The 12,042-nt window shown below is 71.1% G+C and carries 8 protein-coding genes; 4 read left to right on the top strand and 4 right to left on the bottom strand.

Annotation, left to right across the window (positions count from 1 at the left end; genetic code table 11):
* The first annotated feature begins 88 nt into the window (after window positions 1–88).
* Complete coding sequence (locus tag FZ033_RS11110; RefSeq protein WP_149576216.1) at window positions 89–775, top strand: DUF2848 domain-containing protein; 687 nt, start codon at window positions 89–91, stop codon at window positions 773–775.
* 29 nt (window positions 776–804) lie between these two features.
* Window positions 805–1,488, top strand: a complete 684-nt coding sequence (locus tag FZ033_RS11105) for a GntR family transcriptional regulator (RefSeq protein WP_149576215.1) — start codon at window positions 805–807, stop codon at window positions 1,486–1,488.
* Between the two features lie 20 nt (window positions 1,489–1,508).
* Here FZ033_RS11105 and FZ033_RS11100 read toward each other — a convergent pair whose 3' ends face one another.
* Window positions 1,509–3,212, bottom strand: coding sequence for a heparinase II/III family protein (locus FZ033_RS11100; RefSeq protein WP_188079436.1), 1,704 nt, complete (start codon window positions 3,210–3,212; stop codon window positions 1,509–1,511).
* A gap of 210 nt (window positions 3,213–3,422) precedes the next feature.
* Complete coding sequence (locus FZ033_RS11095; RefSeq protein WP_408068479.1) at window positions 3,423–4,799, bottom strand: RsmB/NOP family class I SAM-dependent RNA methyltransferase; 1,377 nt, start codon at window positions 4,797–4,799, stop codon at window positions 3,423–3,425.
* A 206-nt stretch (window positions 4,800–5,005) separates the two neighbouring features.
* Here FZ033_RS11095 and FZ033_RS11090 point away from each other — a divergent pair, with 206 nt between their 5' ends.
* Window positions 5,006–6,301, top strand: a complete 1,296-nt coding sequence (locus FZ033_RS11090; RefSeq protein ID WP_149576213.1) for an adenylosuccinate synthase — start codon at window positions 5,006–5,008, stop codon at window positions 6,299–6,301.
* Window positions 6,302–6,454: 153 nt separating this feature from the next.
* Window positions 6,455–7,831, top strand: coding sequence for a hypothetical protein (locus FZ033_RS11085; RefSeq protein ID WP_149576212.1), 1,377 nt, complete (start codon window positions 6,455–6,457; stop codon window positions 7,829–7,831).
* Between the two features lie 250 nt (window positions 7,832–8,081).
* Here the strand turns inward: FZ033_RS11085 and mutS are convergent, their stop codons facing one another.
* Window positions 8,082–10,862, bottom strand: coding sequence for a DNA mismatch repair protein MutS (gene mutS, locus FZ033_RS11080; RefSeq protein ID WP_188079435.1), 2,781 nt, complete (start codon window positions 10,860–10,862; stop codon window positions 8,082–8,084).
* 161 nt (window positions 10,863–11,023) lie between these two features.
* Entirely contained in the window at window positions 11,024–11,980 is a 957-nt protein-coding gene (htpX, locus tag FZ033_RS11075) for a zinc metalloprotease HtpX (RefSeq protein WP_149576211.1), read from the bottom strand.
* Between the last annotated feature and the right edge of the window lie 62 nt (window positions 11,981–12,042).

The raw sequence follows: 12,042 nt of genomic DNA, 5'->3' as shown, positions 1-12,042 counted from the left end.
CTCCCATCCCGCCACTCCACGATAGAGAACGCGTTCGCTGGTCAGATCGTGATGCGATCTGACCAGCGCGTGCTCAAGAGAGACCTCCATGCCGGCCACCACGCTTGATTTCACCCTTCACGCCGATGGCGGGACCACTCGCCTTGCGGTGGAGATCCGCCACGCGGTGATCGCTGGCTGGACCGGCCGCGACAAGGCGGCGCTGGAAAAGCACATCGTGGAGCTGGAGGAGCTGGGCGTTCCGCGCCCCGCCTCCACCCCGATCTATTACCGGGTGGCGGCCGCCCGCTTCACCACGGCGGACGCCATCGAATGCACCGGCGGCGATTCCTCCGGCGAGGTGGAGTTCATGGTGCTCCAGAGCGGCGGGCGCCGCTTCCTCGGCGTCGGCTCGGACCATACCGACCGCACGGTGGAGACCTATGGCATCACCGTCTCCAAGCAGATGTGCGACAAGCCGGTGGCCCCCGACCTGTGGGCGCTGGACGACGTGCTGCCCCACTGGGACAGCCTGATCATCCGCTCGTTTGCCACCATCGGCGGGGAACGGGTGCTCTACCAGGAGGGGCCGGTATCGGCCATGCTGCCGCCGGGCGAGATCATCGCCGGCTACGGGCCGGGCCTTTTCGACGGCACCGCCATGTTCTGCGGCACCCTCGCGGCCAAGGGCGGCATCCGCCCGGCGGACCGCTTCGAATTCGAGCTGGAGGACCCGGTGCTGAAGCGCACCATCCGCCACGCCTATGACGTGCGCATCCTGCCGATCGCCGGCTAAGCTCGAAAAGAAGCCGCCGGAGGACGCCCATGCAGATCGACGCAGAGCTGGGGGAGGAGGCGGCGGAGACCGGCGCCGCTCCGGTCCGCTCGCTCCGCGACACCGCCTATGAGGTGCTCAAGCAGCGCATCATCATGTGCGTGTTCCGCCCCGGCGAGGCCCTGAGCGAGGCGCAGGTGGCATCCAGCCTCGGCCTCGGCCGCACCCCGGTGCGCCAGGCGTTCGACCGGCTCATGCGCGACGGCCTCGTGGAAGTGCTGCCGCGCAAGGGCATCATCGTGCGCCCCATCAGCGCCGACGAGGTGCGCCACATGGTGGAGGTGCGCCTCCTCAACGAAGGCTTCTGCGCCCGCCTCGCCGCCGAGCGGGCCGACGGCGCCACCCTTGCCGCCCTGGCGGACAACGTGCGACGCGGGGGCGAGGCCGCGGCGGAGAGCGACGTGGCGGCGGCCATGGCGCTCGACCGCGCCTTCCATGCCACCATCTCGACGGCGGCCGGCAATCCGGTGCTGGGCGACATCCTGAAGAATCTGCACGAGCGGGCGCAGCGGGTGTGGTTCGTGTCGCTCCGCGATGCCGGCCATCACGCCCGCGTGGTGGAGGAGCACGCCGCCATCGCCGCCGCCCTTACCGCCCGCGACGGCGACGGCGCCGAAGAGGCGACGCGGGCGCACATCCTCTCGTTTGCGGCGAATATCACGCGGCAGCTCTGAGGCAGCCGAAACGCCCCCGCCTATCCCCGCGCTGGCGGGCGTCCCGGCGGCACGCTCTGGGCTTCGCGGGTGCGCACGAAGGTCCAGATGACGCGCGGCGTGCGCACCACCTCGCCCGACAGCACCAGCTGCGCCGTGCGGCGCGGGCCGCCGGCGGCGGCAAGATCCACGCTTTCCTCCACCGCCAGCGGCACATGCGGCGCCGCGAAGGCCCAGGCCTCGCCGTTGGGCAGGCTCAAGAGGGCGGTGTGGGGATCGTCCAGCCGTTCCACGGTCACGGACGGGTGCAGGTGGAAGCGAATGGCGAAGGTCTCCGCCGGCAGCTTCGCGCCCTCCTCGGCGACCTTGAACACGTCCTCGCCGTCCAGCCGGTTGCCTTCCATGGCGAGGCGGAACGAGCGCTGGTGGAGGAGGCCGAACGGCTCCGCATAGCCATCGTGGCTGGCGCGCAGCAGCAGGGCATTGTTGCGGGTGCCGCGCTGCACCTCCACGTGCTTGGGCCCGGAGACGATGGGCGCGCCGAAGATGCGCGTCATGGAACCGCCCTGCAGGAACCGGCAGGACGAGGTGTCGGCGATCACCGCAGTGGAATGGGCCGCCGTGGAGCGCGCCACCTGCCGCCACATCTCCCGATGCACCTCCGGCACCCCGCAATTGATGACGATGCGGTGCCGGCCGGACGAAAACTCGAAGGCGAGGCAGCTGGCATGGGCCTCCCAGCTCGCCATGGCCGGGGGCGGCGGCCCGGTGTCGGCGATCACCATGAGGGCGCGGGCGTCGAGCCGCTGGTAGCCGGAATAGGGCGCGTTCGCCACCGGCGCGCCGCGGGCGTCGTCGAAGGCGAGGATGGTGGCGAGCTGGTCCGCCGCCGTGTGCCCCATGCCGTGGAAATGGGCGAACGCCCCGTCGCCGTGCCGGAAGAAGCGCAGCATGGGCATCATCCGGTCCACCGCGTTCATGAGCGCGGGGGGCGCCGGCTGGTTGCGCGCGGTGAAGGCCTGGCGCAGCGGCAGAAGGTCCAGCAGCAATTCGATGAGCATGCCGGGATTGCGGGTGAGCGGGCCGCCATCGGGCAAGATCTGGCGGTCCAGCTCCTCGGACAGGCGCTTGTCCGCCGCCTTCAGCAGCCGGCCCTGGTCCGACATGCACAGGCCGGCGAAGACCAAGGCCGTCACCGCCAGCATGCGCGGCTGGCCGTCCGGCGCGTCATTGGCCATGCGGCGCAGCTGGCGCACCTGCCGGGCCAGCGAGCGCATGAAGCGGCGGTAGAAATCGTGGTCGGCGTCCTGCAGCAGGAAGGTGGCCTGGGTGAGCCAGGAGATGATGCGCCGCGCCGCCACGTCCGGCCGCGCCGCCACCGCCCGGGCCTTGCCGGGATCGCGCATGAAATCGCCCACCAGGGAGCGGGCATTGGCGCGGGCAATGGTGGTGCCGGCGGCTTTCAGATGCCGCAGCCAGCCGAAGCCGTGCAGCGCCTCGGCCCATTCCACGGAAGGCGGCACCAGCTCGAACGGGGTGCGCCCGTCCAGCAGCATCACCTTGCCGGCGAAGGCGAAGCGGCCGGAATAGATTTCGCTCGCCAGCGTCGCGTCGCCGGTGCGCAGGTCCTGCGGGGCGATGAGCAGCCGCTCGGGCACCGGCACCGGCACATAGCCGAGCGCCATGGTGCGGCCGCCGAGGCGAGCAAGCACCTGCTGCGACCACAGCTCCGCGAGGAGGGCCATCAGGCGCGTGCGCTCTCTCAGGCCGCTCCGGCTCACGGCTCTCCCCGATAACGGGGCGAGACCCTTGGCCAGGCCGCCTTTGGCCAAGACACCCCTGGCCACGACCTGAAGGGGCCCCGCCGCTCCATTCCAAATCCGCATGCGCTCGTCTTCACCGACTGATTCGCAACGGACGGGAGGGGCCGGCAGAGCGTCGCGCGGACCTGAGCTTCAGGCCTTGCGCTTCAGCCGGGCGGCGAAGAAGCCGTCGAGACCCGACCGCTCCGCCTCCCCCCGCATCCAGTGACTGGGAAGAGTGCGCACATCCCCTTGAGGAGTTATGAACGGATCGATGCCTTCCACCTCTCCGGACACGATTGGTGCGCGAATTATATCACTGCGGGCGGCCAGGAGCCGTTCAACCTGCTGTTCCCCTTCGTCCGGCTCCAGCGAGCAGGTGGAATAGACCAGGGTGCCGCCGGGCTTCAGCAGGTCCGCCGCATGGGCGATCAACCGGGCCTGGAGGGCGGCAAGGGTGACGAGGTCCCCCGGCCGCTTGTTGACGGCGATGTCCGGATGGCGCCTGAGCGTCCCGGTGGCCGAGCACGGCGCGTCCAGCAGCACGGCATCGAACGGGCCGCCGGCAAAATCCGCCGCATCCCCGGCCACCACCTGGGCGGAGAGCTTCAGGCGCTCCAGGTTTTCCTTCAGCCGGGTGAGGCGGGACGACGAGCGGTCCACGGCGGTGACGATGGCTCCCGCCGCCGCAAGCTGCGCCGTCTTGCCGCCGGGGGCAGCGCACAGGTCCGCCACCTTGAGGCCGTTCACATTGCCCAGCAGCCGGGCCGGCAAGGCAGCGGCGGCGTCCTGCACCCACCAGTCGCCCTCGGCGAAGCCCGGCAGCGCCCGCACCGGACCGGCCTGGAGAACGCGCACCGAGCCGGTGGGCAGCACCTCGCCCGACAGGCGCTCGGCCCACAGGGCCGGGTCCGCCTTCACGGTGATGTCGAGGGGCGGCTCCACCTTGTGCATGGCGGCGATGGCGCGGGTGGTCTCAAGGCCATAGGCCTTGATCCAGCGCTGGCCCATCCACTCCGGCGTGTCGGCGAAATCGGGGCTGATGCCGACCATCAGCGCATCCGCCTCGCGGGTGAGGCGGCGCAGCACGGCATTCACCAGGCCCGCGAACCCGGCGGTGTTGCGGTCGGCCCGGGCCACGTCCACGCACAGGCCCACGGCCGCGTGGTTGGGCACGTCCATAAACAGGATCTGCGTCGCACCGGCCAGCAGCACGGATTCCAGCCGCGGCGCCGATTTCGGCAGGCCGCGCTCCATCAGCTTGGCGATCAGGGAACGCAGGGTCCCGATGCGGCGCAGGCTGGTGGCAAGGATGCGATAGGCGAGCGCCCGGTCGCGCGGATCGAGGGCGACATCGGCGTCGAGGGCATCCTCGAGCGCGGCACCGTGGCGCAGCACCTGCTCAAGGCCGTCCACGGCGAGGATGCGAGCGGCAAGGCCGGGCGTCGCAGGAGCAGGCTTCCCAGGAGCCGGGGCGGGTCCTGAACCGGGGCGGCGGGCGGGTTTCGGGGCGCGAGAAGGCGGTTTCATCGCGCAACGTAGAGCACGAACCATGCCCCCGCGCCAACGGCTTTGCCGCACGGCGCCTTCGCCGCGCTTGCCCCACCTCGTTTACCTTGCCTCGCCAGCGCCGATCCCTTAAGACGCTCGGGTAACGCCCCGGACCTGAGCCGGGGCTTTCCTTTGTGCGCGCGTGCGTTGCGATGCACCCGCGCCGGACCGGGAGGCGCCTTAAGGTGGCCAACGTGGTGGTAGTCGGCTCCCAATGGGGCGACGAAGGCAAGGGTAAGATCGTCGATTGGCTGTCGGAGCAGGCGGACGTGGTGGTCCGCTTCCAGGGCGGCCACAATGCGGGCCATACGCTGGTCGTCGGCGGCGTCACCTACAAGCTCTCCCTTCTGCCCTCGGGCGTGGTGCGCGGCGGCAAGCTCTCCGTGATCGGCAACGGCGTGGTGCTTGACCCGCAGGCGCTGGTGGACGAACTCGCCCGCCTCGCCGCCCAGGGCGTCGTGATCGGTCCCGACCGGCTGCGCATCGCCGAGACCACCCCCCTCATCCTGCCGCTGCACCGCGAGCTGGACGCCCTGCGCGAGAGCGCAACCGCCGAGGGTGCCCGCATCGGTACCACCAAGCGGGGCATCGGCCCGGCCTATGAGGACAAGGTGGGCCGTCGCGCCATCCGCCTCGTGGACCTCTCCGATCCGTCCAGCCTGCCGGCCAAGGTGGATCGGCTGCTGACCCATCACAACCTCATCCGCCGCGGCCTCGGCATGGAAGAGGTGAACCGCGACGCCCTGGTGGCCGAGCTGCTCGCCATCGCCCCCAAGGTCCTGCCCTTCATGGACCGGGTGTGGGAACTGCTCGACAAGGCGCGGCGCGACGGCAAGAAGATCCTGTTCGAGGGCGCGCAGGGCGCGCTGCTCGACATCGACCACGGCACCTATCCCTACGTCACTTCGTCCAATACGGTGGCGGGATCGGCGGCGAGCGGCACCGGCATCGGCCCGGGCGCGCTGGATTATGTGCTCGGCATCACCAAGGCCTACACCACCCGCGTGGGCGAAGGCCCCTTCCCCACCGAGCTGACCGACGAAGTGGGCCAGACCCTGGGCAGCAAGGGCCGCGAGTTCGGCGTGGTCACCGGCCGCGCCCGCCGCTGCGGCTGGTTCGACGCGGTGCTGGTGCGCCAGACGGTGCGCACCTGCGGCATCCATGGCATCGCCCTCACCAAGCTCGACGTGCTGGACGGGTTTACCGAACTGAAGGTATGCGTCGGCTACACGGTTGACGGTAAGGAAATCGACTACTTGCCGGCGGAGAGCGGGGCGCAGGCGCGCGCCGAGCCCATCTACGAGACCATGGAAGGCTGGCAGGATTCCACCGCCGGCGCCCGCTCGTGGGCGGACCTGCCGGCGGAAGCGGTAAAGTACGTGCGACGGGTGGAGGAGCTCATCGGCTGCCCGGTGGCCGTGCTCTCCACCAGCCCGGAGCGCGATGATACCATCCTGGTCCACAATCCGTTTCAGGCCTGATCTTCGGGCGTGACGCGGGTCCGGAGCATTTTCACGCGGCGCGAACTTGAGGTTCGCGTCAGGGAAATGCGGCATATAAATGCGATAGGGCGTGTGTCGTGACCGGTGTCACGCGCGCTGCCCTAACGGCTCAAGGCGAAGCGCACGTCTCTCATGGCTGACTACTACCCGCTGCTGGTCCGCGCGATTTCGAGCCTGCCCCAGAAGACCGGGGAAGGCCGGCGCGCGGTCTATGACCGCGCCCGCACGGCCCTCATGCGCCAGTTGCGGGGGGTGGACCCGCCTTTGCCCGAGGGCGAGATCACCCGCGAGCGCATGAGCCTCGAGGAGGCCATCCGCCGGGTCGAGGCCGACTACGCCCAGCAGGACAATTCAGCCGACGCCATCGACGACGAGGCCGAAGCCGCCCACGAGCCCCGGGATGAGCCGGAGGACGAGCCGGAGGCGCCCGCCGCCCCTGCGCGCCCCTCTGCTACGCCTGCGGCCCCGCCCGCCGCCAGGGATCAGCTGCGCCCGCCGCCGGCCGAAACCGCGCCCGAAGCCAATGGCCGCGCGGAGCGCCGCCTGCCGCCCCGCCAGCGCAGCGAGGAGGAGGACGACGCCGAGGCCGACAGCCGCCCGCCGGTGCGCGGCCGCGGCGAGGTGCGCAGCCGGGTCGCCGCCGCCAACGGCGCCCGCCACCCCGCCAATGGGGAGCGCGGCCCCTCCTGGAAGAAATTCGCCCTGTGGCTGGCGCTCGCCCTGCTGGTGCTGGGCGGCATCGCTCTGGCGGTGGTGTACCGTGACCTGTTCCTGGGCGGCTCCGCCGAGCAGCGCGCCGCACAGCCGGCCGCCTCCGGCGCCAGCAGCGACCAGCCCAAGATCGCCGACCGGGTGGTGCGCGCCTCCGGCGACGCCGCCCGGCGCGCCCCGGCAGCCGCCCCCCGGGCTGGTGGCGGACCTGCCCGCGCCGTGCTGCTGGAGGAGACCCCCGGTGGCGCCCAGCCGCAGGTATTCGAGGGCACGGTGGTGTGGAAGACCGAGACCGTGAATGCTGGTCCCGGCCTGCCCCCCGACATCGGCCTGCGCGGCGACGTGGTCATCCCCGAGCGCAAGATCAACATGAGCTTCGTGCTCCGCCGCAACACCGACCAGACCCTGCCGGCCTCCCACACAATCGAGATCGGCTTCAAGCTGCCCGACGACTTCCCCTTCGGCGGCGTCACCAACGTGGACGCGGTGCGCATGAAGCCGAACCAGCAGGCCCTCGGCACCCCGCTCGCCGGACTCGCGGTGCGGGTGAACCCGACCCTGTTCCTGGTCGGCCTTTCCGAGAAGTCTGCGGACCGCCAGCGCAACGTGACGCTGCTTCAGGCCTATCCGTGGCTGGATGCGCTCATCACCTACACCAACAACAAGAAGGCGGTGCTGGCCTTCGAGAAGGGTCCCGCCGGCGAGCAGGCCTTCAACGACGCCTTCTCCGCCTGGGGCGAGCTGCTCCAGCGCCCGCCGGCCCAACCCGCCCCGCCGGCGACACAGAACGGCGGCTGACAGGCCGCGCTGACCGACGCACCGACCGGCTGGACGGCGCCACCCACGCCCCCTGACCCCCGTCGCCCTCCGGCCCGACCGGACGGCCCATGTCGCCGCCGGAACGGTACTTTTCGACACATTCCCACCATCGGGACACGTGGCGAGATGGACCCTCCGGTCGAGCCGGAGGGCGACGGTGTTGTGAAGACGCGAACGACCGGGCGGGCGGAACAATGGGCGGTGACTAAAGACAGCCCATCCCGCCCCCTCACCCCTCCCGCCGCAGCCCCTTCAGCCGATAGAGCGCATCCAGCGCCTCGCGCGGGCTCAGGCTGTCGGGGTCGATGCCGTCGAGGGCCACAAGCGCCGCCTCGGCCTTCGGGTCCACAGACGCGGCGGCGGCCACGGGCCTGGGGCGCACCGCGAACAGGGGCAGGTCGTCGATGAGCTTCTGGGCGGGCGAGGCGCGCTCGGCCGCCTCAAGCTCCGCGAGTACCGCTTTGGCGCGGGTGATCACCGCCTCGGGCAGGCCGGCGAGCTTGGCCACCTGGATGCCGTAGGAGCGATCCGCGGCCCCCGGCACCACCTCGTGCAGGAAGATCACGTCGCCATGCCATTCGGTGACCTTCACCGTGGCATTGGAGAGCCGCTTGCAGCGCTGCGACAGGGCGGTCAGTTCGTGGAAATGGGTGGCGAACAGCGCCCGGCAGCGGTTCACCTCGTGCAGGTGCTCCAGGCTCGCCCAGGCGATGGACATGCCGTCGAAGGTGGCGGTGCCGCGCCCGATCTCGTCGAGGATGACCAGGGACCGGGCGGTGGCCTGGTTCAGGATGGCGGCGGTTTCCACCATCTCCACCATGAAGGTGGAGCGCCCGCGCGCGAGATCATCCGCCGCCCCCACGCGGGAGAACAGGCGGTCCACCACGCCGATTCGAGCGGACCGAGCGGGTACGAAGGCGCCGGCCTGCGCCAGCACGCAGATGAGCGCGTTCTGCCGCAGGAAGGTGGACTTGCCCGCCATGTTCGGCCCGGTGACCAGCACGATGCGCCCGTCCTCGAACCCCTCCGGCGGGGAGAGGTCGCAATCGTTGGGCACGAACGGCCCGCCCTCTTTGGCGAGAGCCTGCTCCACCACCGGATGGCGCCCGCCCGCGATGGCGAAGGCGACGCCCTGCTCCATGTGCGGGCGCACATGGTTTTCCACCGCTGCCAGCTCGGCGAATCCCGCCGCCACATCAAGCTCCGCCAGCGCCTCGGCGGCGGCGCGAATGGTCTGCGTCTCCGCCACCACGGCGGCGGCGAGCCGGTCGAAAATCGCCTGTTCCAGCCCCAGGGCGCGCTCGCCGGCGCTGGCGATGCGACTTTCCAGGTCCCCCAATTCCAGGGATGAGAAGCGCACCGCCCCCGCCATGGTCTGGCGGTGGACGAAGACGGCGTCCTGGGGCGCCTCGCGCAGGCGGTCGGCGTTCTGGGCGGAGACTTCGACGAAATAGCCGAGCACCGCGTTGTGCCGGATCTTCAGGGCGCGCACGCCCGTCTCTTCCACATAGCGCCGCTCCAGCGCCGCCACCACGCGCCGGCTTTCGTCGCGCAGCGCCCGGGTGGCGTCCAGCTCGGCGTCGCAGCCCTCGCGGACGAAGCCGCCGTCGCGGCGGTGGGGCGGCAGGCTCTCGGCCAGCGCCGAGGCGAGGTCCAGCACCAGCGCATGCGGCACCCGCGCCAGCGCCGCCAGCGAGCGGGCCAGGTCCTCAGGCGGCCCGGCGCCGAACAGGGCGGCGATGGAAAGCGCGCCGTCCAGCGCATCGCGCACGGCGGCAAGGTCGCGCGGGCCGCCGCGCTGGAGCGCGAGGCGGGTGACGGCGCGGGCCATGTCGGGGGCGCGGGAGAGCCGCGCCCGCAGCTCGCGCCGCAGCTCGCCCTCGTCTACCAGATGCGCCACGCCGTCGTGCCGGGCGCGGATGGCGGCAAGGTCCGTGAGCGGCTCGGCGATGCGGCGGGCGATGAGGCGCGCGCCGGCCGCCGTCACCGTGCGGTCCACTGCGGCAAGCAGCGAGCCGCGCCGCTCGCCGGAGGTGGTGCGCACCAATTCCAGATTGGCCCGCGTGCCGGCATCGATGGCCATGATGCCGCCTTCCGCCTCCTTCACCGGACGGGAGAGCAACGGCTTTGCCCCAAGCTGGGTACGGTCCACATAGGCGACGATGGCCGCCGCCGCGATCAGCTCGGCGCGGGCGAAGGTGCCGAAGGCGTCCAGCGCCGCCACGCCGAAGAAATCGGCAAGGCGCTTTTCCGCCCCAGCCCCGTCGAAGGACTGGCGCGGCAGCGGCGTCACCGCCGGGAAGGCGCGCAGCAGGGCGCGCAATTCGCCATCGTCCAGCACCGCGTCCGAGACGAGGATCTCCGCCGGGTCGAGGCGGGCGAGGTCGCCGGAGAGGTCGTCGCGCGTGGTGGCGGCAACCCGGAAGGTGCCGGTGGACATGTCGGTGTAGGCGAGGGCGTAAGCGAAATCCTGCGGCCCCGAGCCGGCGCGCACGCGGGCCAGCGCGGCGAGCACGTTCTCGCGCCGGGCGTCCAGCAGCGCGTCCTCGGTGATGGTGCCGGGGGTGACGAGGCGCGTCACGTCCCGCCGCACCACGGATTTCGGCCCGCGCTTCTTCGCCTCCGCCGGGTCCTCCAGCTGCTCGCACACCGACACCCGGAAGCCGAGCGCGATGAGCTTGTGCAGATATTCCTCGGCGCGGTCGATGGGCACGCCGCACATGGGGATGTCCTCCCCCAGGTGCTTGCCGCGCTTGGTGAGCACGATGCCCAGCGCCTGCGAGGCGGCTTCCGCGTCCGTGAAGAACAGCTCGTAGAAATCGCCCATGCGGTAGAATAGCAGGCTGTCCGGGTTCGCCGCCTTGATCTCCAGATACTGCGCCATCATGGGGGTGACGCGCGCCTCCTCCCCCCGCGCGAGAGCCGGAGCGGCGCTGTCGGGCGCAGGCGTATCCTGCGAGACATCTGGGGCGGCGGTCCGGGTGCGGTCTGGGCTGCGGGCTGTGGTCATGGCCGCACGGTATCGGGCGGTCCGCGCCCTGTCAGCGCACGCGCGCCCGGCATCGACAGGAAATGCGGGGATGGGGCCGCATTGGACCTCGGCCGAAGCCGGAAACCTCCAGCTTCGACCCGAACGCGGGTGCTACGGGACCGCAGAGCGCGGGCCGCGCCTCAGCCCCAAGGCCCTCGGCGCTGGCCACCCCCGGGATCGCCACCCCACGGGTTGCCCCCCGGCGGACGGGCCGGCGCCGGGCCGGGCGCGAAACCGCCGCCGCCGCCCATCTGCTGCGACAGGGCGCGCAGGGCGGCGATGCGGTTCTCCACCGCCGGATGGGTGGAGAAGAGATTGTCCATCCGCGCCCCCGACAGGGGATTGATGATGAACATATGGGCCGTGGCGGGGTTCGATTCCGCCTCATAATTGGGCACTTCATGGGCCGCGCCGGAGATCTTGGCCAGCGCCGAAGCCAGCACCATGGGCCGGCCCAGGATCTCGGCACCTCCGCGATCCGCCTCGTATTCCCGCGAGCGGGAGATGGCCATCTGCACCAGCATGGCGGCGAGCGGGGCCAGGATCACCATCAGGATGGTACCGATGGCGCCGAACGGGTTGTTGGAGTTCCGGTTGCCGCCGCCACCGAACAACAGACCTAAGTTCGCCAGCATGGAGATGGCGCCGGCGATGGTGGCGGTCATGGTCATGGTGAGGGTGTCGTAGTGCTTGATATGCGCCAATTCGTGCGCCATCACCCCCGCCACCTCCTCGGGCGTTAGGGACTGGAGCAGGCCGGTGGTGGCTGCCACGGCCGCGTTCTGCGGGTTGCGGCCGGTGGCGAAGGCATTGGGCTGCGGGTTGTCCATGATGAACACGCGCGGCAGCGGGAGGTCGGCGCGGCGCGCCAGCTCATGGACCATGCGCACGAAGTCCGGCGCGGTGGTCTCGTCCACCTCGCGGGCGCCATACATGCGCAGCACCATCTTGTCGGAATTCCAGTAGCTGAACAGGTTGGTGGCCGCCGCTACCACGAACGCGATCATCATGCCGCCCCGCCCGCCGATGGCGAAGCCCACCGCCATGAACAGAGCGGTGAGGCCGGCGAGCATGATCGCCGTCTTCAGGTGGTTCATCCCACGCCTCCCGACGCGTGAGCCGCGCCTCGACCTAGAGGATGGGAGGGCGGCCACGCCGA

Source organism: Xanthobacter oligotrophicus (assembly GCF_008364685.1).
In the GTDB taxonomy this organism is placed as follows: Bacteria; Pseudomonadota; Alphaproteobacteria; order Rhizobiales; family Xanthobacteraceae; genus Xanthobacter; species Xanthobacter oligotrophicus.
Note: the sequence above shows the minus strand (reverse complement) of the source record. Positions and strands in the feature narration are given on the sequence as shown.

Excerpts from the sequence above, each read along its gene's own strand:
- FZ033_RS11105 (WP_149576215.1), top strand. The coding sequence starts at position 805 with ATGCAGATCGACGCAGAGCTGGGGGAGGAGGCGGCGGAGACCGGCGCC.
- FZ033_RS11095 (WP_408068479.1), bottom strand. The coding sequence starts at position 4,799 with ATGAAACCGCCTTCTCGCGCCCCGAAACCCGCCCGCCGCCCCGGTTCA.
- mutS (WP_188079435.1), bottom strand. The coding sequence starts at position 10,862 with ATGACCACAGCCCGCAGCCCAGACCGCACCCGGACCGCCGCCCCAGAT.
- FZ033_RS11100 (WP_188079436.1), bottom strand. The coding sequence starts at position 3,212 with ATGGCCCTCCTCGCGGAGCTGTGGTCGCAGCAGGTGCTTGCTCGCCTC.
- FZ033_RS11110 (WP_149576216.1), top strand. The coding sequence starts at position 89 with ATGCCGGCCACCACGCTTGATTTCACCCTTCACGCCGATGGCGGGACC.
- FZ033_RS11085 (WP_149576212.1), top strand. The coding sequence starts at position 6,455 with ATGGCTGACTACTACCCGCTGCTGGTCCGCGCGATTTCGAGCCTGCCC.
- htpX (WP_149576211.1), bottom strand. The coding sequence starts at position 11,980 with ATGAACCACCTGAAGACGGCGATCATGCTCGCCGGCCTCACCGCTCTG.